The 19,389-nt window shown below is 72.8% G+C and carries 17 protein-coding genes; 12 read left to right on the top strand and 5 right to left on the bottom strand.

What is annotated here, in order from left to right; genetic code table 11:
• Window positions 1-109 precede the first annotated feature (109 nt).
• Window positions 110-3,067, top strand: coding sequence for a glycoside hydrolase family 2 TIM barrel-domain containing protein (locus tag ACIQNU_RS27270; protein WP_401371485.1), 2,958 nt, complete (start codon window positions 110-112; stop codon window positions 3,065-3,067).
• 10 nt (window positions 3,068-3,077) lie between these two features.
• On the opposite strand, the gene ACIQNU_RS27265 is transcribed toward ACIQNU_RS27270, so the two are convergent.
• Window positions 3,078-4,586: a carboxylesterase/lipase family protein gene (locus ACIQNU_RS27265; RefSeq protein ID WP_401371483.1), complete on the bottom strand. Its 1,509-nt coding sequence runs from the start codon at window positions 4,584-4,586 to the stop codon at window positions 3,078-3,080.
• A gap of 94 nt (window positions 4,587-4,680) precedes the next feature.
• On the opposite strand from ACIQNU_RS27265, the gene ACIQNU_RS27260 reads away from it, so the two are divergent.
• Window positions 4,681-5,085, top strand: coding sequence for a VOC family protein (locus ACIQNU_RS27260; RefSeq protein WP_401371481.1), 405 nt, complete (start codon window positions 4,681-4,683; stop codon window positions 5,083-5,085).
• Here the strand turns inward: ACIQNU_RS27260 and ACIQNU_RS27255 are convergent.
• Window positions 5,077-5,994: a ketopantoate reductase family protein gene (locus ACIQNU_RS27255; protein WP_401371479.1), complete on the bottom strand. Its 918-nt coding sequence runs from the start codon at window positions 5,992-5,994 to the stop codon at window positions 5,077-5,079. The two genes, ACIQNU_RS27260 and ACIQNU_RS27255, sit on opposite strands and share 9 nt — an antisense overlap.
• A 204-nt stretch (window positions 5,995-6,198) precedes the next feature.
• Here ACIQNU_RS27255 and ACIQNU_RS27250 point away from each other — a divergent pair, with 204 nt between their 5' ends.
• Window positions 6,199-7,104 (top strand): LysR family transcriptional regulator, encoded by a 906-nt coding sequence (locus ACIQNU_RS27250; RefSeq protein WP_401371477.1) that lies wholly within the window; start codon window positions 6,199-6,201, stop codon window positions 7,102-7,104.
• A gap of 990 nt (window positions 7,105-8,094) precedes the next feature.
• Here the strand turns inward: ACIQNU_RS27250 and ACIQNU_RS27245 are convergent.
• The 3 genes from ACIQNU_RS27245 to ACIQNU_RS27235 all read right to left on the bottom strand — a co-directional run bounded on the left by ACIQNU_RS27245 (window position 8,095) and on the right by ACIQNU_RS27235 (window position 11,112).
• Window positions 8,095-8,778, bottom strand: coding sequence for a helix-turn-helix domain-containing protein (locus ACIQNU_RS27245; protein ID WP_401371475.1), 684 nt, complete (start codon window positions 8,776-8,778; stop codon window positions 8,095-8,097).
• 51 nt (window positions 8,779-8,829) lie between these two features.
• Complete coding sequence (locus ACIQNU_RS27240) at window positions 8,830-9,762, bottom strand: AraC family transcriptional regulator (RefSeq protein WP_401371473.1); 933 nt, start codon at window positions 9,760-9,762, stop codon at window positions 8,830-8,832.
• A gap of 66 nt (window positions 9,763-9,828) precedes the next feature.
• On the bottom strand, window positions 9,829-11,112 hold the full coding sequence (locus ACIQNU_RS27235; RefSeq protein WP_401371471.1) for a YihY/virulence factor BrkB family protein: 1,284 nt from the start codon (window positions 11,110-11,112) through the stop codon (window positions 9,829-9,831).
• Window positions 11,113-11,129: 17 nt separating this feature from the next.
• Here ACIQNU_RS27235 and ACIQNU_RS27230 point away from each other — a divergent pair, with 17 nt between their 5' ends.
• The 9 genes from ACIQNU_RS27230 to cysD all read left to right on the top strand — a co-directional run bounded on the left by ACIQNU_RS27230 (window position 11,130) and on the right by cysD (window position 19,387).
• On the top strand, window positions 11,130-12,782 hold the full coding sequence (locus ACIQNU_RS27230) for an acyl-CoA dehydrogenase family protein (RefSeq protein ID WP_401371469.1): 1,653 nt from the start codon (window positions 11,130-11,132) through the stop codon (window positions 12,780-12,782).
• Window positions 12,783-12,992: 210 nt separating this feature from the next.
• Window positions 12,993-14,285, top strand: a complete 1,293-nt coding sequence (locus ACIQNU_RS27225) for a GAF domain-containing protein (protein ID WP_401371467.1) — start codon at window positions 12,993-12,995, stop codon at window positions 14,283-14,285.
• A gap of 33 nt (window positions 14,286-14,318) precedes the next feature.
• Window positions 14,319-14,879: a GNAT family N-acetyltransferase gene (locus ACIQNU_RS27220; RefSeq protein WP_401371465.1), complete on the top strand. Its 561-nt coding sequence runs from the start codon at window positions 14,319-14,321 to the stop codon at window positions 14,877-14,879.
• Between the two features lie 137 nt (window positions 14,880-15,016).
• The gene (locus tag ACIQNU_RS27215) at window positions 15,017-15,100 is read left to right on the top strand and encodes a putative leader peptide (RefSeq protein WP_313879519.1); all 84 of its coding nucleotides are present in this window, start codon (window positions 15,017-15,019) and stop codon (window positions 15,098-15,100) included.
• 169 nt (window positions 15,101-15,269) lie between these two features.
• Window positions 15,270-16,967, top strand: coding sequence for a nitrite/sulfite reductase (locus ACIQNU_RS27210; RefSeq protein WP_401371463.1), 1,698 nt, complete (start codon window positions 15,270-15,272; stop codon window positions 16,965-16,967).
• Window positions 16,964-17,143 carry a hypothetical protein gene (locus ACIQNU_RS27205; protein ID WP_401371461.1) on the top strand — a complete coding sequence of 60 codons (180 nt, stop codon included), beginning with the start codon at window positions 16,964-16,966 and terminating at the stop codon, window positions 17,141-17,143. Before ACIQNU_RS27210 ends, ACIQNU_RS27205 begins: the two co-directional genes overlap by 4 nt.
• Complete coding sequence (locus ACIQNU_RS27200) at window positions 17,140-17,865, top strand: phosphoadenylyl-sulfate reductase (protein ID WP_401371459.1); 726 nt, start codon at window positions 17,140-17,142, stop codon at window positions 17,863-17,865. The genes ACIQNU_RS27205 and ACIQNU_RS27200 overlap by 4 nt, the downstream gene beginning before the upstream one ends.
• Window positions 17,865-18,452 carry an adenylyl-sulfate kinase gene (cysC, locus tag ACIQNU_RS27195; protein ID WP_401371457.1) on the top strand — a complete coding sequence of 196 codons (588 nt, stop codon included), beginning with the start codon at window positions 17,865-17,867 and terminating at the stop codon, window positions 18,450-18,452. The genes ACIQNU_RS27200 and cysC overlap by 1 nt, the downstream gene beginning before the upstream one ends.
• On the top strand, window positions 18,449-19,387 hold the full coding sequence (gene cysD / locus ACIQNU_RS27190; protein WP_401371455.1) for a sulfate adenylyltransferase subunit CysD: 939 nt from the start codon (window positions 18,449-18,451) through the stop codon (window positions 19,385-19,387). The genes cysC and cysD overlap by 4 nt, the downstream gene beginning before the upstream one ends.
• Window positions 19,388-19,389 lie beyond the last annotated feature (2 nt).

The following is a 19,389-nucleotide window of genomic DNA, read 5'->3' as shown; positions in this document are numbered from 1 at the left end:
TCGCCGGGCGGGTCCCGTGGTGGGGAGTCCAACCGGGTCCCGGAAAGTCCAACGGGTGGCCGCCGTGGCAGGGTTGAATCGGCATCCCGCGTTGGATCTGATGGGACACATGCCTCAGGACCCGCGTACGCATGACCACGTCTCCCCAGGTCACGGCAGCCTTCCGCCCCGCGCCTGGTACGCGACGTCGACCGCCGCCCGACTCCCGCTCAACGGCGCCTGGCGGTTCCGGCTCTCCCCCACAGCGACCACCCACGACGACTCCTTCGCCCGGCCCGGCTTCGACGCGGCCGGCTGGGACGAGCTGACGGTGCCAGGACACTGGGTGCTCCAGGGCGACGGACGCCATGGCTCGCCCGCGTACACGAACACCCTCTACCCCTTCCCCGTCGACCCGCCGCGCGTGCCCACCGAGAACCCGACCGGGGACCATCTGCGGACCTTCGACCTGCCCGCCGGCGAGTGGCCCGGCACCCGGGGCGGCGCCGGTGACGACCAGGACCCCGGTGACGTCCTCCTCCGGTTCGACGGCGTCGACTCCTGTGCCCGGGTGTGGCTCAACGGCACCGAGCTGGGCGAGTTCACGGGCTCCCGGCTGCCGCACGAGTTCGCGGTCGGAGCGCTGCTGCGGCCCGAGGGCAATGTGCTGGCGGTCCGGGTCCACCAGTGGTCGTCCGGGAGCTATCTGGAGGACCAGGACCAGTGGTGGCTGCCCGGGATCTTCCGTGACGTGACCCTGCTGCACCGCCCGTCGGGCGCCGTACGCGACCACTTCGTGCACGCCTCCTACGACCACCGGGACGGCACCGGAACGCTGCGCGTGGAGTGCGCGCCCGGCGGCCGGGTCACCGTGCCCGAACTGGGCATCGACATCGCGACCGGCGAATCCGTGACCGTGCCGGTGGAGCCCTGGACCGCCGAGACGCCGCGCCTGTACGGAGCCGAACTGGCCACCGCCGGGGAGCGGATCCCGCTGCGGATCGGCTTCCGGACCGTCGTCGTGGAGGACGGGCTCATCAAGGTCAACGGCCGCCACATCCTGCTGCGCGGCGTCAACCGGCACGAGTTCCACCCCGAGCACGGCCGGGCCGTCGACCTGGAGACCATGCGCGACGACATCCGCCTGATGAAGCAGCACAACATCAACGCGGTCCGCACCAGCCACTACCCGCCGCACCCGGCGTTCCTCGACCTGTGCGACGAGGCGGGCCTGTGGGTCGTGGACGAGTGCGACCTGGAGACGCACGGCTTCCACGCGGTCGGCTGGCGCGGCAACCCCGTCGCCGACGAGCGCTGGACCCCGGCGCTTCTCGACCGCGCGGCCCGCATGGTGGAGCGCGACAAGAACCATCCGTCGGTGATCGTCTGGTCCCTCGGCAACGAGTGCGGGACCGGCGCGGGGCTGACCGCGATGGCCGAGTGGATCCGCTCCCGCGACCCGGACCGCCTGATCCACTACGAGAGCGACTGGTCCTGCGCGGACACCGACTTCTACTCCCGCATGTACGCCGACCACGCGGAGGTCCGCCGGATCGGCGAGCGCACGGAGGACCCGCTGGAGGACCCCGAGGCGGACGCCCGCAGGCGCGCGATGCCGTTCGTGCTGTGCGAGTACGGGCACGCCATGGGCAACGGCCCCGGCGGGCTCGCCGACTACCAGCGGCTGTTCGAGACGTACGCGCGCTGCCAGGGCGGTTTCGTCTGGGAGTGGATCGACCACGGCCTGCGCCACGACACGCTGGGGTTCGCGTACGGGGGTGACTTCGGCGAGGACCCGCACGACGGGAACTTCGTGTGCGACGGGCTGCTGTTCCCCGACCGCACCCCGTCCCCCGGCCTGACCGACTTCAAGCACGTCGTGCAGCCGGTGCGGATCGAGGGCGACCCGGGCGCGGACACGGTCCGGATCACCAATCTGTACGACTTCGCCGATCTGTCGGCGCTGAGTTTCGAGTGGTCGTACGCGGTGGACGGGGAGACCGTCGGTCACGGGCCGCTGAGCGTGCCGCCCTTGGCGCCCGGCGAGAGCGCCGAGGTCAAGCTGCCCGCGCCACCGTCATCACCGTCGAGGGGTCCGGCTCAGGAGACGTATGCGACGGTGACGGCTCTGACCGCCGTCGCGACGCCCTGGGTCCGGCTCGGGTACGCCGTGGCGCGGGGGCAGGTCGCGGTCGCGCCCCGGCCGCCGCTCGGGCTGCCCAGCGGGGACGCGCCCGTGCGCGGGGAGCGGCTGATCACGCTGGGCCCGGCGTCGTTCGACGCGGACACCGGTGAGCTGCGCACGGTCGGCCCTGTGCCGGTCGAGGGGCTGCGCCTCGATGTGTGGCGGGCGCCCACGGACAACGACGGCGGCGCCTCCTGGCGGCCCGCGACCCAGCTCGCCGCCCGGTGGCACAAGATCGGTCTGCACCGGGTCCGGCACCGCCTGGACGGCGTGGAGTTGACGGACGGCGCGCTGACGGTCCGGACCCGGGTCGCCCCGGCGGCCACCGATCTGGGCCTGGCCACGGTGTACCGGTGGACCGCCGACGAGCACCGCCTCGCGCTGACCGTGACCGTGGAACCGGAGGGCGACTGGGACGTGCCGCTGCCCCGGCTCGGTGTCCGCTTCGCCCTGCCGCGGGGCCTCGGCGACGTCCTCTGGTACGGGGCGGGGCCGGGCGAGAAGTATCCGGACACCGGTGGCGGCGAACTGGTCGCGCGGTGGTCGCAGGACGTGGACGCGCTCCAGTCGCCCTATGTGCGGCCCCAGGAGAACGGTGCCCGCGCGGAGGTCCGCTGGGCCGAACTGACGGACCGGGGGCGGGGGTTGCGGATCGACGGTGATCCGCTGTTCTGGTTCACGGCCCGCCGCTGGACCACGGAGGAGCTGGACGCGGCGACGCATCTGACGGACCTGGTGCCCGGCGACCGCGTCCATGTCACCGTCGACCACGGGCAGCAGGGCATCGGCTCGGCGTCCTGCGGGCCCGGGGTCCTTCCTCAGTACGCGCTCGGCGCCGGACCGGCCACGTTCTCGTTCGTGTTCTCGGCCACCGGGGCCACCGGGGCCACCGGGAACCGCTGAGCCGGGTCGGTCAGCGCGCGGCGGACGCGGGCCGCCACAGGGCGAGTTCGCGGTCGCGCGGCCCGTGGACCACCTCGGGCCCGCCGTCCGTGCCGAAGCGCCGCACCGGGTGGCCCGCGTCCCACGCGGGCCACCCCGGGTCGCCGGTGACCGCGAACCGCACCCACGCGCCGTGCAGCGCGTCCGCGAGGCCCTGCGGGGCGCCGGGTCCGGTGAGCATCGCCGCTTCCGGGGTGCCGACCGTGTCGAAGACGAAGCCCAGCTCCAGGGCGTGGCAGGCGCCGAGTCCGGGGATGTGCGACGGCCAGGCGAACTCGTACACGAAGGTGCGGGCGGGTCCGGCGGTGCGGGACTCGGCGACGCGCTGGACCGGCAGTCTGAGTATCCGGTCGGTGATCATCTGGCCGACCAGCGTCGAGGTGGGGGCGCCGGGCAGTGCGGCGCGGTAGCCGCGGACCACGTCGGGTCCGCAGCGGCAGCGGGCCATGGCGCCGGCCACCGCGAGCGGGCCGAGCCGGTCGATACGGTCGGTGAGTCCGGTGGGTGCGAGCCACAGGCGGTACTCGTCGGCGGTCCAGCCGGCCATCAGGTCGATGTCGGCGGCGGCACCCGCGGTCAGGGCGTCCAGGGGTTCGGCGGGCACGGTGTCGCCGTCCACGACGATCCCGAACGCCGGTCCGCCGAGGAGCGGGCTGCTGCGCCGGACGGCCTCGCGCTGCGCGGCGAGGAGCGCGGTCCGGTCCACGGCGGCGAACGCGCGGGCGGTCGCGGGGACCTTCAACCGGTCGGCCATACGGCGGACCATGCGGCGCACCTTGTCGCGCGGCACGGTCTCCGGCGGGCCGCTCTGGAGCACCGCCCGCCGGAACAACCCTTGCGCGCGGGGGCTGGTGAGCAGGGCGCCGATGCTGATGGCGCCCGCGGACTCGCCGAAGACGGTCACCCGGTCCGGGTCGCCGCCGAATCCGGCGACGTTGTCGCGTACCCACTCCAGGGCGGCGATCTGGTCGCGCAGGCCGGGGTTGGCCGGGGCGTCGGGGAAGAGGCCGTACCCCTCCACGCCGAGCCGGTAGTTGAGGGAGACCAGGACGACACCGTCCCGCGCGAAGGCGCCGCCGTCGTAGACGGGAACGGCCGACGAGCCACGGGTCAGGGCGCCGCCGTGGATCCACACGAAGACCGGCAGACGCGCGCCGGGCGCGGGCTCGGGCGTCCACACATTGACGGTGAGGCAGTCGTCCCCGGGCACCGCCGGATCGGCGAGCAGCCGGGCGAACACCTCCGTGTACGGGACCTTCGGCGCGGTCGGCCCGAAGGCGACCGTGTCCCGCACGCCGTCCCAGGGCTCGGGCGGCACGGGCGGCCGGAAGCGGCGCGGACCGAACGGCGGCGCGGCGTACGGAATCCCCCGGAAGACGGCGACCCGCCTGGAAGTGCCGATTCCGGCTCCCCCGGACACCTCCTCGTACCGGCCGCGTACCGCACCATGGACGGTCCGTACCACAGGCGCGTCGGTCACGACGGCGCTCCTTCCTCCCCGCTTGCTTGCGGACACGGTACGGGGTGTCCGATCCGTACAAGACGAAGCGGCCGGCGGTACCTACGCTCGCGGTATGACTCCACGTTTTGATCTTGTCGGCCTCGTCGTCTCCGACATGGCCGCTTCGCTGGCCTTCTACCGCCGACTCGGGATCGCGTTCCCCGACGGCTCCGACGAGGCACCGCATGTCGAGGCCACGCTGCCCGGCGGGGTGCGGTTCGCGCTCGACACCGAGGAGACCGTCCGGTCCTTCCACCCCGACTGGCGGCCCGTGACGGGCGGCCGGATGAGCCTGGCCTTCGTGTGCGACGGTCCCGAGGACGTCGACCGGACGTACGACGCGCTGGTGGCGGCCGGGTACGAGGGTGAGCTGAAGCCCTGGGACGCCTTCTGGGGGCAGCGGTACGCGGTGGTCCAGGATCCCGACGGGAACGGTGTCGATCTGTTCGCGGCGCTTCCGGCGGCGCCGTCAGCCTGACAGGTCGGCGACGAGTCGGGCGGCGACCGGTACGGGGATGCCGTGGCGGTCGGCCGCCCGCAGCAGCGCCCCGCCGATCGCGTCGAGTTCGAGCGGGCGGCCCGCCTCCGCGTCGCGCAGCATGGACGACTTGCCGCCGGCCGGGAACGCGTCGTACAGCGCCATGGCCCGCTCCGGGTCGGCCGGGGCGCCGCACGCCGCGCTGACCTGGGCGGCCTCCGCGACCAGTGCGGTCAGCTCGTCGCGGTGCGCGGTGCGTACCTCGCCGATGGTGAGGCGGTAGCGGGTGGTGAGCAGGGCGAAGGGGGCGAGGAAGGCGAGTTTCGCCCAGAGCGCGGTGGTCTCGTCCTCGACCACGCGGGTACGGATCCCGGCGCCGGTCAGCAGCGCGGCCACCGGTGCCAGCCGCTCGGGCGGCCCGGCCAGGTCGATCTCCGTGAACGGGCTGCCGTGCTCCACGACGCCCGGCGCCGTGCGGGTCGACTCGACGCGGATCACGGCCGCCGCGACCTGCCGGGTGCCGTAGCGGGCGCGCAGGGCGTCCAGGTGTTCGATGCCGTTGAGCAGCGGTACGACCAGGCCGTCGGCGACCAGGCCCGGCAGGACGCGCTCCAACGCGGCGTCCAGCGCGGTGTGTTTGACGGTGACGAAGCACAGGTCGACCGGTTCGCGCAGCTCCGTGTCGGCATCGACGCGCGCCGTGAAGTCGCCGAACTGCCCGCTGTGTACGCGGATTCCGTCCCGGCGCAGCATGTCCGCCGTCTCCGCCGACGCGACGCAGACGACCCGGTGCCCGGCGCGGGACAGCAGCGCGGCCAGCAGCCCGCCGACACCGCCGGGACCGAGAACGGCGACGGTGATCCGGGGGTACGGGGCGGGGTCGTCGGGGGTGGCGGGGGGCGTGGGCACGGCGGGGACGTCCTTCCGGGCGGGCTGGACTTGCGACGGCGGTGGGTCGGCACCCCTCCCCCGTCCCCGGGCGCCGGTCCGGACCGGTGTCGGGGGTGGGGGACGGGTTGCCGCCCTGGGCCCTGTGGTGATGATCGATCAGGTCGGACACCCAAGTCAATCGTCAGGATTCCTTCACCGTACCCAAGCGATACCTTGGGGGTCATGACCCTTGACGACCTGCGGGTGTTCGTGTCGGTGTGCCGGGCGGGGAGCCTGAGCGCGGTGGCCAGGGATCTGTCGTGCACGCAGTCCGCGGTGAGTCAGCGGGTGAAACGGCTGGAGCGCGAGACCGGGACCCCGCTCCTGGAGCGCAGGCCGCGCGGTGTCGTGCCCACCCCTGCGGGGCGGATCCTGCTCACGGCGGCGGCGGACGGCATCACCGGACTGGACATCGCGCTGCGCCGCCTGGGCGAGTTCGTACGGGAGGAGGCCGGTTCGGTACGGGTCACGACGGGCGCGACGACCGTACGGCACTTCATGGCCGAGGCCGTCGTCGCCTTCCGGCAGCGGCATCCCCGGGTGAACCTGGAGTTCCAGACGGCGAGTTCGAGCCGGCACTGCTTCGACGCGCTCTCCTCGCACCTGCTCGACCTCGCCTGGGTGACCGTCGGCGCCCCGGTACGCGGGATCGAGCAGCGGACGGTCATCGAACTGCCGTGGGTACTGGCGGTCCGCGCCGACGACCCGCTCGCCGAACGCCCCCGGGCCGACGCCGACGACCTCGCCGCCGCCCGGCACATCCGGCTCCCGCACCGCTCGTCGTCCCGCGCCCACCTGGACGCCGCATTCGCCACGCTGGGCATTCCGCTGACGTCCGACACGAGCGTCGCCGACTGGGACACCGCCGTCCTGCTCGCCGAACTCGGCCTCGGCCACGCGGTCGTACCAGCGGTACCGGGCCGCTACGTCCCCGGCACGAACGGCCCCCTCCGCTTCCTCCCCGTACCGGACCTGCCGCCACTCCCGGTCGGCTGGGCGGTACGCCGCTGGGACACCTTGTCGCCCCTGGCGCGAGCGTTCGCGGACACGGTGAGCGGTATGGGCACGCTCAACGAATCAACAGGATGAGCGGTACGGCGACCCACTCGACGGCGACAAGGACTGTCCGCGCCGGCCAGTGCCGTAAGCCGTATGCGGCTCAGACCCGCTGACGCCACTGGCACACCTTCACCAACACGGCAGGCCGGACCGGACAGCGGATCGGCCCACTGAGCGGCACACCGACCAACCCGTCCGCGATGTGGGAGACCGCGCGGGCCGGCACGGCAGGCAGCACACCGCCCGGACCTACGGTCGCCACCGGCACGCCTTCGGCACACAGTCAGCGAATCAGCACGCCGAGCGGCACACCGGTCAACTCGACGGAGACGAGGGCTGCCCGCGCGGGCCAGTGCCGTAGGCCGTATGCGGCTCAGACCCGCTGACGCCACTGGCACACCTTCACCAACCCGGCAGGCCGGACCGGACAGCGGATCGGCCCACTGAGCGGCACACCGACCAACCCGTCCGCGATGTGGGAGACCGCGCGGGCCGACATGGCAGGCAGCACACCGCCCGGACCTACGGTCGCCACCGGCACGCCTTCGACACCACAGTCAGCGAATCAGCGCGCAGAGCGCGCAGAGCGGCACACCGACCAACCCGTCCGCGACGAGGACTGCCCACGCGGGCCAGTGCCGTAAGCCGTATGCGGCTCAGACCCGCTGACGCCACTGGCACACTGTCACCAACCCGGCAGGCCGGACCGGACAGCGGATCGGCCCACTGAGCGGCACGCCCGCTCCCCCGCCTCCCAGGCGAAATGAGCCTGGTCCGTAGGGCCGACACGGACTGCCGTATCCGTCAAGGCGATGCCCTCGCAGCCCAGCACCGTGAGCCGCGTGCCGGTCCGGCCCACTCTCTCCTCCGGCGGATGCCTTCGCCGACACCGTCAGCGGATCAGCCGCCGAGCGGCACACCCGCCCGCTCCCGCGCGGGTCGGACCGGTGAGCCGTACGCCACCCGGGACCGCTCTCCGCGCACCCGCCGACCCCCTCGCACCTCCGCTCGGGCCCACCCTCAGCGGATCAGTGAGCTGAGCGGTGCCCCCGCCAACTCCCTTACATCCCGGGCCAGATGAGCCTGGTCCGCGTAGCCGGCGTGTGCTGCTGTGGCTGCGAAGGGGGTGCCCTGGCGGGCCAGGGCGAGGGCTCGTTGGAGGCGGAGGATGCGGGCCAGGGTCTTGGGGCCGTAGCCGAACGCGGTGAGGGACCGGCGGTGCAGGCGGCGGGCGCCGAGGCCCAGCGCGTCGGCGGTCGCCGCGACGGACTGGCCCGCCGCGAGGCGCGCCACGACGGCCGCGAGCAGCGGATCGGGGGGCTCCGTCTCGGCTGCGCGGCGCAGCGCGATGGCCTCCAGCGCGGTCGCGGGGTCCTCGGCGCCGTCCACCTCGGCGGTGAGGCGGCGGACCTCGGCGGCGGGCCAGAGGTCGGCGAGGTCGACGCGGAGGTTGCGCAGGGTGTGGGCGGGGGCGCCCAGGAGGGAGGGGCCTGTGCCCGGGGAGAAACGGATCCCGACATACCGCCGGGCCCCGCGCTCCGGCCGGTACGCCCGCGTGTCCGGCCCGGCGACCATCAGCCGCCCCTCGGTCCAGATCAGGTCCATGCACCCGTCGGGCAGGACGGGGGCGGGGTCGTCGGCGTGGCCGGTGAGCGTCCAGACCACGCTCCCCGCCGTCCGCGCACCCCATTCGGCATAACCCACTCACCCACCCTAAGCCGCCCCACCGGACGACATGGCTACCTGCCCACCAGGTCAGCTCGCCGCCCGGTGGTCCGCCGGGCTCACCCCGTACTCCCGCTTGAACGCGCTCGACAGCGCGAAGGCGCTGCCGTACCCCACCTGCCGGGCGATCGCCGCGATGGTGTGGTCGCCGTCGCGCAGCAGGTCGGCGGCGAGGGCGAGGCGCCAACCCGTGAGGTACGTCATCGGGGGCTCCCCCACCATCGCGCTGAAACGGCGCGCCAGCGCGGCCCGTGAGACCCCCGCCTCCGCCGCGAGCGAGGCGACCGTCCAGGGGTGCGCGGGGTCGTCCTGGAGGAGCCGCAGGACCGGGCCCACGACGGGGTCGCCGAGCGCCCGGTACCAGGCAGGCGCCGCCGCCTCGGGGCGGGAGAACCAGGCCCGCAGCACCTGGATGATGAGGAGGTCGAGGAGCCGGTCGAGGACGACCTCCTGCCCCGGCGCGTCCCGCACCATCTCCTCCGCGAGCATCGGCATCAGCGGCGACCGCCACTGGTCGGCGGTGAGGGCGAGCATCGGCGGCAGCGCGTCGAGGAGCCGCCCGTTGATCTCGCCCCGCATCTGGTAGGTGCCGATGAGCATGACGACGGACCCGTCGGGGTTGTCGCCCCAGGTCCGTACGCCCAGGTCCATGGCCCCGTCGAGTGACCGCCCGTCGGGCGTTGCGCAGGCGCCGCCGGGGAGGATCAGGGCGCGCGGTGCGGTCGCCGGGTCGTCGGCGCAGACATAGGCGTCGGGGCCGCGCGCGACGGCGACGTCACCGGGGCGCAGGAGGAAGGGTTCGGCGCCGTCGGGCCGTACCCATGCCTCGCCCCGGGCCATGGCCATCAGGGAGAGCGGGGCGCGGTCCTCGATCCGGATGGACCACGGCGGATCGAAGCAGGCGCGGATCATGAAGGCGCCACGCGCGCGTGGCCCTTCCAGCAGGCCGGCGAGGGCGTCCATACGGGTCAGCGTAGACGTTCGTTCGAGCGGCCGACCCGCTCCCGGCGCCCCGCTCCCGACCCCCGCTCACTTGCGCGGTTCCGCCCCCGCGTCCCCGTTCGACCCCCGCGCCGGGTCCTCGTGCGTCCCCGGCGCCCCGGGATGGTCGCCGCCGCGTTTGACGTGGGTCCGCAGCCGGGAGCCGACGTCGTCCGGGGGCAGGAACTTCGACCAGCGCTCCGGGAACTCGGACGGCATGTCCCCATCGGCCGCGTCATCGGGGTCGTCGGGGTCGTCGGAGTAGTCGGCGTAGTCGGCGTCGTCCCCGCCGGCGCCGTAGTCGGCGTAGTCGGAGTACGCGGCGCCCCCGTGCCGCCGCCAGGCCGCCGCCCGTGCCACGTACTCGGCGGCCTGGGCCTGCCGCAGCCGCTCCTGCGCGGCGCGCGCGGCGGCGGTCGCCAGGGACGGCCAGACACGGTCGATGGCGGCGTTGACGGCGGCGCCGACGAGGACGGCGAAGGCGGACACGCCGATCCACAGGAGGACGGCGACGGGCGCGGCCAGGGAGCCGTAGATCGTGGGGCCTTCGACGGTGCTGGTCAGATAGATCCGCAGCAGGAAGGAGCCCAGGACCCACATGGCGAGGGCGACGAGGGCGCCGGGCACGTCCTCCACCCACGGCGAGCGCACCGGCACGGACACGTGGTAGAGCGTCGTCAGGAAGACCACCGACAGCACGATCACGACGGGCCAGTAGAGGATCTGCACCACCGTCGCCGACCACGGCACGATCGAGACGACGGCGTCCGGTCCCGCGACCATCAGCGGCAGCGCGATCGAACCGATCACCAGCGCCACGAGGAACAGCAGGAAGGCGAGCAGCCGGGTCTTGACGATGCCTCGGGCGCCGTCGAGTCCGTACATCACGGTGATGGTGTCGATGAAGACGTTCACCGCGCGCGATCCCGACCAGAGGGCGAACAGGAATCCGATGGAGATGATGTCGGGCCTGCCGCCCTTCATCACGTCGTCGAGGATCGGCTTGGCGATCTCGCGGACACCCTGGTCGGACAGGACGGTCCGGGACGCCTCCAGAAGGTTGGTCTGAAGGCTGGCGATGGTGCTGGCGCCGGTCCAGTCGTCCACGTAACCCAAGAGGCCGATGAGGCTCAGGAGCAGGGGTGGTACGGACAGCAGTGTGAAGAACGCGGCTTCGGCGGCCAGACCGAGGATCCGGTACTCCATGCACGAGTTGACGGTGTCCTTGAGCAGCAGCCAGGCGGTCCTGCGCATCGACACATTTCGGTAGAGGACCCGAGCCCGGTGAAGACGGCCGGTCGGCCGCTCAGGTGTTTCTTTTGCCTGGTGCACCTCCTTACCGTAGCGGCATGGCAGCGAGCACCCACACAGTGACCAACCAGGCTCCTCCCCTGGTCGGATATGACGTTTTTGGGGCCGACCGGGCCCTGTCCGAGGCCGTGGACCGGCACCTCGATCCGGGCCTGCTCGACGAGGCGCGGACCGAGCTTTCGGAGCTGGGCCGCACCGCGGGTTCCGCGCAGGCGCAGGAGTGGGGGTTCCAGGCGAACGAGAACCCGCCGAAGCTCCGCACCCATGACCGCTACGGCCACCGGATCGACGAGGTCGACTTCCATCCGGCCTGGCACCGGCTGCTCGGCAAGGGCGTGTCGGCGGGCCTGACGGCCGCCTGGTCGCGGCCGGGGGGCCATGTGCGGCGGGCGGCGGCGTTCCTGGTGTGGTCGCAGGTCGAGGCGGGCCACGGCTGCCCGCTGTCGATGACGCACGCGGCGGTGCCCGCGCTGCGCGCCGACCCGGAGCTGGCCGCCGAGTGGGAGCCCCGGCTGACCTCGCTGGTCTACGACGAGGGGCTGCGGCCCGCCGCGCGGAAAGCCGGCGTGCTCTTCGGGATGGGCATGACGGAGAAGCAGGGCGGCAGCGACGTACGGGCCAACACGACGGTCGCGCGTCCGCTCGCGGAGGCCGGGGCGTACGAGCTGACGGGGCACAAGTGGTTCTGTTCGGCGCCGATGTCGGACGGTTTCCTGGTGCTGGCGCAGGCCGGAGAGGGGCTGACGTGCTTCCTGGTGCCCCGGGTCCTCGCGGACGGCTCGCGCAACGTGTTCGCGATCCAGCGGCTGAAGGACAAGCTGGGCAACCGGTCGAACGCGTCGGCCGAGGTCGAGTTCGACGGGACGTGGGGGCGCCGGGTCGGCGACGAGGGCCGGGGGGTGCGCACGATCATCGACATGGTCGCGGCGACCCGGCTCGACTGTGTGATCGGCTCGGCGTCGCTGATGCGGCAGGCCGTCGCGCAGGCGGTGCACCACTGCACGTACCGGGAGGCGTTCGGCGGGCGGCTCGTCGACAAGCCGCTGATGCGCAACGTCCTCGCGGATCTGGCGCTGGAGTCCGAGGCGGCGACCACGCTGGCGCTGCGCCTCGCGGCGGCCTACGACCGTGCGGCCGAGGGCGACGAGCAGGAGCGGGCGCTGCTGCGGCTCGCGGTGCCGGCCGCCAAGTACTGGGTGACCAAGCGGTGCACGCCGGTCACGGCGGAGGCCCTGGAGTGCCTGGGCGGCAACGGGTACGTGGAGGAGTCGGGCATGCCCCGGCTGCTGCGCGAGTCGCCGCTGAACTCGATCTGGGAGGGCTCGGGCAACGTCCAGGCGCTGGACGTGCTGCGGGCGTTGCAACGTGAGCCGCAGTCGCTGAACGCGTTCCTGAAGGAGGTCGGCACCGCGCGCGGCGCGGACCACCGCCTGGACGGTGCGATCAAGGGCCTGCTGACCGAACTCGCCGATCTGGAGGGCGTGGAGGCGCGGGCGCGGCGGCTGGTGGAGCGGATGGCGCTGGTCCTCCAGGGCTCCCTGCTCGTGCGGTACGCGCCGTCCGAGGTCGCCGACGCGTTCTGCGCGTCCCGGCTCGGCGGGGACTGGGGCGCGGCCTTCGGCACGCTGCCGCACAGCCTCGACCTGGCGTCCGTGGTGGAGCGGGCCCGCCCGGTGGACGCGGGGGAGTGACACGCCCGGCGGCGTACGCGCTCAGTCGAGCAGGAGGCCGAGGGGCTTGAGGGTGAGGGGCCCGAGGGGAAGCCGCGAAAGGGGTGAGGTCGCAGGGGTGGTGCTGCGCCGACACGGCACCACCCCCGCGGCAAGCCTCCGGCACCGGAAGGCCGTTCACCAGAGTTGCAAGGGGTTGCAACGTCTCCGCCCGGGACCGGGGAGGACCCAGTGACGACGTCACCGATCGACGTGACGAAGCTCGCCGCCGTGGACGCGGCGCGCGCCGCCCGGCTGCTGAAGGAGATACGCGCGGCGGCGCTCACCGGGAAGCCGTCGCACGGTGCGCCGCGCCAGGTGATCGGCGAGTCGTGGAGCCGGATGCTGCGCGGCGGTGTGGACCCCGACCACGACCGGCGGTCGGGGCTGCTGAGCCCGGACGACCTGGCGGAGCGGCGGTGCCGCTCGCCGCTGCGCGAGATCCTGCCGGTGCTGCGGGAGGGTCTGGTGTCGGTGGCGGACGAGGCGCAGCACATCGTCGTGGTGTGCGACGCGGAGGGCCGGGTGCTGTGGCGTGAGGGCAACGCGGCGGTGCTGCGGAAGGCGGACCTGCTCGGTTTCGAACCGGGCGCGGACTGGGCCGAGTCGGTGGTCGGCACGAACGGGGTGGGGACGCCGCTGATCGTGCGCCGCCCGGTGTCGGTGTTCTCGGCCGAACACTTCGTACGGACGCATCACCCCTGGACGTGTGCGGGCGCGCCGATCGCGGATCCGAAGGACGGGCGGCTGCTCGGTGTGGTGGATGTGAGCGGGCCGCTGGACACGATGCATCCGGCGACGCTGGCGCTGGTCGCGGCGGTCGCGAAGCTCGCGGAGGCCCGGCTGCGAGAGCTGCACGTGGCCTCGCTGGAGCGGCTGCGGTCCGTGGCGGCGCCGGTGCTTGCCCGGGTCGGCGGGCGGGCGATCGCGGTGGACGCGGACGGCTGGACGGCGGCGGTGACCGGGATGGCCGCGGTGGACCGGCTCGCGCTGCCGCGCGGCCTCACGGCGGGCCGCGCCTGGCTGCCGTCGCTCGGCGCGTGCGCGGTGGAGGCGCTGCCGTGCGGCGGCTGGCTGGTGCGCGCCGACGATCCCGGCGCGGCGGAGGAGCGGCGGCGCGCGGTGACCCGGGTGGTGCTCGATGTGAGCGGGCCCCGGCGCTGGTCGGTGACCGTGTCGGGCGGGGCGGGCGACTGGACGCACGAGCTGAGCCCGCGCCACGCGGAGCTGCTGTACCTCCTCGCGGCGCATCGCGCGGGGCGCAGCGCGGCGGAGCTGGCCGGGGACCTGTTCGGGGACCCGGGGCGCCGTGTGACGGTCCGGGCGGAGCTGTCGCGGATACGCCGCTATCTGGGCGGCCTCATCGAGCACCGGCCGTACCGGTTCCGTGAGGACACGGAGGTCGAGGCGGTGCTGCCCCCGCACCCCGCGGACCTGCTGCCGCACTCGGCGGCCCCGGCGATCCTGCGTGCCCGGTCACTTTGAACCGGACGGTCCGCCCATGGTTCCCTGGCCCGCATGAGCATCACTGTGACCACCTGGTCCCTTGAGCAGACCTCGCCGGCCGATCTGCGCCCGGCGACGGCACCCCCCGGCGAGGTGACGGTCGTCCGGGCCGGCACCCCCTCGCCGGAGTTCAGCCGCTACCTGTACACGGCGGTCGGCCAGGACATCCGCTGGACGGACCGGCTCGCACTGACGTACGCGCAGTGGGAGGAGGCCCTGAGGCGCCGCGGCACCGAGACCTGGGTCGCCTACGACCACGGGACCCCGGCGGGCTATGTGGAGCTTCAGGCGCAGGACGAGGGCGCGGTCGAGATCGTCTACTTCGGGCTGATCCCCGCGTTCCGGGGCCGCCGCATCGGCGGGCATCTGCTCTCGTACGGGGTGGCGCGGGCGTGGGACCTGGCGGAGCGGTGGCCGGATCTGCCCCCGACCAAGCGGGTGTGGCTGCATACGTGCAGCAAGGACGGCGAGCACGCGATGGACAACTATCTGCGGCGGGGGTTCCAGCTGTTCGACACCAAGGTCGAGGAGGAGCCGGAGGTGGCGACGCCGGGTCCCTGGCCGGGCGCCTGAGCACACGCGGACCCCGTTTCCCACACCGGCGGACCCCGGTGTGACCGATACCACCCTTGTCCCACCATTCGGGACAAGGGTGTCCACATGATGGATAATGGTGGACTCCCCCGAGACCGCCGTGACACGCTTCCGTCATGTCCAGAGCTGGAATTGCCTTGGTGAGTCGGCGACACGTCGACCTCGGCCGCATGTCCAGCGCCATCTGTCCGGCGAGCTGATCTCTCCAGCACCGCCGTTCCGCTCTTCTCAGACATCCTCTGATTTCCTCAGACGCATCTCTGCGCACCGTGGCGCACGGATGGGCCCCGCCCACCGTGCCCTCTCCCTATGCGCACGTCAGTCGCAAGTCCGAGCCGCTTTCCTGCCTGTCCCGGAGGACGAATACCCATGGCCGCAACGCCGCAGAAGCCTGGCGCAGCCGCGCCCCGCCGCAAGGTGAGCCGTCACCGCGGCGAGGGCCAGTGGGCCGTGGGGCACTACACCCCGCTCAACGGCAACGAGCAGTTCAAGAAGGACGACGACGGTCTCAACGTACGGACACGTATTGAGACGATCTACTCCAAGACGGGCTTCGACTCGATCGACCCGAACGATCTGCGCGGCCGGATGCGCTGGTGGGGTCTCTACACCCAGCGCAAGCCCGGGATCGACGGCGGCAAGACCGCGATCCTGGAGCCGGAGGAGCTGGACGACAAGTACTTCATGCTGCGGGTCCGTATCGACGGCGGCCGGCTGACCACCGAGCAGCTGCGCGTGATCGGCGAGATCTCGCAGGAGTTCGCGCGCGGCACCGCCGACATCACCGACCGGCAGAACGTCCAGTACCACTGGATCCGCATCGAGGACGTCCCGGAGATCTGGCAGCGGCTGGAGGCCGTCGGCCTGTCCACGACCGAGGCGTGCGGCGACACTCCGCGGGTCATCCTCGGCTCCCCGGTCGCCGGGATCGCCGAGGACGAGATCATCGACGGCACGCCCGCGATCGACGAGATCCAGCGCCGTTTCATCGGCAACCCGGACTTCTCCAATCTGCCGCGCAAGTTCAAGAGCGCGATCTCCGGCTCCCCACAGCTCGACGTGGCGCACGAGATCAACGACATCGCCTTCGTCGGCGTCGACCACCCCGAGCACGGCCCCGGCTTCGACCTGTGGGTCGGCGGCGGCCTCTCCACCAACCCGAAGCTCGGCGTACGGCTCGGCGCCTGGGTCCCGCTCGACGAGGTCCCCGACGTCTACGGCGGCGTCATCGGCATCTTCCGCGACTACGGCTACCGCAGGCTGCGCACCCGCGCCCGGCTGAAGTTCCTGATCGCCGACTGGGGCCCGGAGAAGTTCCGGCAGATCCTGGAGGACGAGTACCTCCACCGCAAGCTCACCGACGGACCCGCGCCGCAGCAGCCCGCCGGCACCTGGCGGGACCACCTGGGCGTGCACCGGCAGAAGGACGGCCGCTTCTACGTCGGCTTCGCGCCGCGCGTCGGCCGGGTCGACGGCACCACGCTGACGAAGATCGCCGAGGTCGCCGACGCGCACGGCTCCGGCCGGGTGCGCACCACGGCCGAGCAGAAGATGATCGTGCTCGACGTCGCCGAGGACCGGGTCGAGTCGCTGGTGGCGGCCCTGGAGTCGCTGGACCTCAAGGTCAACGCGTCCCCGTTCCGGCGCGGCACGATGGCCTGCACCGGCATCGAGTACTGCAAGCTCGCCATCGTCGAGACCAAGGCGCGCGGCGCCTCACTCATCGACGAACTGGAGCGCCGCATCCCCGAGTTCGACGAGCCGATCACCATCAACATCAACGGCTGCCCGAACGCCTGCGCCCGTATCCAGGTCGCCGACATCGGTCTCAAGGGCCAGCTCGTCCTCGACCAGGACGGCAACCAGGTCGAGGGCTTCCAGGTCCACCTCGGCGGCGCGCTCGGCCTGGAGGCCGGGTTCGGCCGCAAGGTCCGCGGCCTGAAGGTCACGTCGGACGAGCTGCCCGACTACGTCGAGCGGGTCCTGAAGCGGTTCCAGGCCGAGCGCGAGACCGGCGAACGCTTCGCGACGTGGGCCGCCCGCGCTTCAGAGGAGGCCCTGTCGTGAGTGAGCGTGCGGCGCCCTTCTACTGCCCCTACTGCGGCGACGAGGACCTGCGGCCCAACGAGACCGGTCACGGCGCGTGGGAATGCGCGGCATGCAACCGCGCCTTCCAACTGAAGTTCCTCGGGCTGCTCGCCCGGGGCCTTCGGCGCCAGGACAGTGGAGGGGACGAGATATGACCGTCGCACACGACAGCACCGGCCGCACCGACCGCACGGAGACCGACCTCAGGGAGTTCGCCGAGCGGGCGGGCCGGGACCTCGAAGAGGCGTCCGCGTCCGACATCCTGCGCTGGGCCGCCGACACCTTCGGCCCGCGCTTCTGCGTGACCTCCTCGATGGAGGACGCCGTCGTCGCCCACCTCGCGTCCCGCGTCTTCCCCGGCGTCGACGTCGTCTTCCTCGACACCGGCTACCACTTCCCCGAGACCATCGGCACCCGGGACGCCGTGGAAGCCGTCATGGACGTCAACGTCCTGACCCTCACACCCCGCCAGACCGTCGCCGAGCAGGACGCCGAGTACGGCCCGAAGCTGCACGACCGGGACCCCGACCTGTGCTGCGCGCTGCGCAAGGTCAAGCCCCTCGAAGAGGGCCTCGCCGGGTACCAGGCGTGGGCGACCGGGTTGCGCCGCGACGAGTCGCCGACCCGCGCGAACACGCCGGTCGTCGGCTGGGACGAAAGGCGCGGCAAGGTCAAGGTCTCCCCGATCGCCCGCTGGACCCAGGACGACGTGGACGCGTACGTCGCCGAGCACGGGGTCCTCACCAACCCGCTCCTGACGGACGGTTACGCGTCCGTGGGCTGCGCGCCCTGCACCCGCAGGGTGCTGGCGGGCGAGGACGCCCGCGCGGGCCGCTGGGCCGGGCGCGGCAAGACGGAATGCGGGCTGCACGGCTGATGACCACGGAAGCGACGGCCGCCGTGACGGCAGCGACGACGGGAGGGAACCAGGTGACCGGTGCCACGGTCTGGCTCACCGGTCTGCCCAGCGCGGGCAAGACCACCATCGCCCATGAACTGGCGGACCGGTTGCGGACCGCGGGCCGCCGCGTCGAGGTACTCGACGGCGACGAGATCCGCGAGTTCCTCTCGGCGGGCCTCGGCTTCACCCGCGAGGACCGGCACACCAACGTCCAGCGCATCGGCTTCGTCGCCGAACTCCTCGCGAGCAACGGCGTGCTGGCCCTGGTGCCGGTGATCGCGCCGTACGCGGACAGCCGGGACGCGGTGCGGGGGCGCCACCAGGGCGAGGGCACCGCGTACATCGAGGTGCACGTGGCGACGCCGGTCGATGTGTGCTCCGTACGCGATGTGAAGGGGCTGTACGCCAAGCAGGCGGCCGGTGAGATCTCCGGGCTCACCGGGGTCGACGACCCCTACGAGGAGCCCGAGTCGCCCGATCTGCGCATCGAGTCGCAGCACCAGACCGTGCAGGAGTCCGCGGCGGCGCTCCACGCGCTGCTCATCGAGAGGGGCCTGTCATGACGACGACCGTGGCCGCCGTCCCCGGCGACACCGACAGTCCGTACGCGCTGTCGCACCTGGACGCCCTGGAGTCCGAGGCGGTGCACATCTTCCGTGAGGTGGCGGGTGAGTTCGAGCGGCCGGTGATCCTGTTCTCCGGCGGCAAGGACTCCATCGTCATGCTGCACCTCGCGCTGAAGGCGTTCGCTCCCGCCCCCGTCCCCTTCTCGCTGCTGCACGTCGACACGGGGCACAACTTCCCCGAGGTCCTGGACTACCGGGACCGCGCGGTCGCCCGGCACGGGCTGCGGCTGCTGGTCGCGTCGGTGCAGGAGTACATCGACGCGGGCACCCTGCGCGAGCGGCCCGACGGCACCCGCAACCCGCTCCAGACCCTTCCCCTCACCGAGAAGATCCAGCACGAGAAGTTCGACGCGGTGTTCGGCGGCGGGCGGCGCGACGAGGAGAAGGCCCGCGCCAAGGAGCGGGTGTTCTCGCTGCGCGACGAGTTCTCACAATGGGACCCGCGCCGCCAGCGCCCCGAGCTGTGGCAGTTGTACAACGGCCGGCACGCGCCCGGTGAGCACGTCCGGGTGTTCCCGCTGTCCAACTGGACCGAGCTGGACGTCTGGCAGTACATCGCCCGCGAGGGCATCGAGCTGCCGGAGATCTACTTCGCGCACGAGCGGGACGTCTTCCAGCGCTCCGGGATGTGGCTGACGGCCGGTGACTGGGGCGGCCCCAAGGACGGCGAGACCGTCGAGAAGCGGCTGATCCGCTACCGCACGGTCGGCGACATGTCCTGCACGGGCGCCGTCGACTCGGACGCCACCACGCTGGACGCCGTGATCGCGGAGATCGCCGCGTCCCGGCTCACCGAGCGGGGTGCGACCCGGGCCGACGACAAGCTCTCCGAGGCAGCCATGGAAGACCGCAAGCGCGAGGGGTACTTCTAGCC

It is taken from the genome of Streptomyces sp. NPDC091292, from assembly GCF_044757265.1.
Taxonomy (GTDB): Bacteria; Actinomycetota; Actinomycetes; order Streptomycetales; family Streptomycetaceae; genus Streptomyces.
The sequence above is the reverse complement of the archived record's forward strand: the minus strand, read 5'-3'. Positions and strand labels throughout refer to the sequence as shown.

Bases quoted from the DNA above. Each gene is read 5' to 3' on its own strand.
- ACIQNU_RS27210 (WP_401371463.1), top strand. From the start codon at position 15,270: ATGGCCGCAACGCCGCAGAAGCCTGGCGCAGCCGCGCCCCGCCGCAAG.
- ACIQNU_RS27250 (WP_401371477.1), top strand. From the start codon at position 6,199: ATGACCCTTGACGACCTGCGGGTGTTCGTGTCGGTGTGCCGGGCGGGG.
- ACIQNU_RS27260 (WP_401371481.1), top strand. From the start codon at position 4,681: ATGACTCCACGTTTTGATCTTGTCGGCCTCGTCGTCTCCGACATGGCC.
- ACIQNU_RS27230 (WP_401371469.1), top strand. From the start codon at position 11,130: ATGGCAGCGAGCACCCACACAGTGACCAACCAGGCTCCTCCCCTGGTC.
- cysC (WP_401371457.1), top strand. From the start codon at position 17,865: ATGACCACGGAAGCGACGGCCGCCGTGACGGCAGCGACGACGGGAGGG.
- ACIQNU_RS27220 (WP_401371465.1), top strand. From the start codon at position 14,319: ATGAGCATCACTGTGACCACCTGGTCCCTTGAGCAGACCTCGCCGGCC.
- ACIQNU_RS27240 (WP_401371473.1), bottom strand. From the start codon at position 9,762: ATGGACGCCCTCGCCGGCCTGCTGGAAGGGCCACGCGCGCGTGGCGCC.
- ACIQNU_RS27200 (WP_401371459.1), top strand. From the start codon at position 17,140: ATGACCGTCGCACACGACAGCACCGGCCGCACCGACCGCACGGAGACC.
- ACIQNU_RS27215 (WP_313879519.1), top strand. From the start codon at position 15,017: ATGTCCAGAGCTGGAATTGCCTTGGTGAGTCGGCGACACGTCGACCTC.
- cysD (WP_401371455.1), top strand. From the start codon at position 18,449: ATGACGACGACCGTGGCCGCCGTCCCCGGCGACACCGACAGTCCGTAC.
- ACIQNU_RS27270 (WP_401371485.1), top strand. From the start codon at position 110: ATGCCTCAGGACCCGCGTACGCATGACCACGTCTCCCCAGGTCACGGC.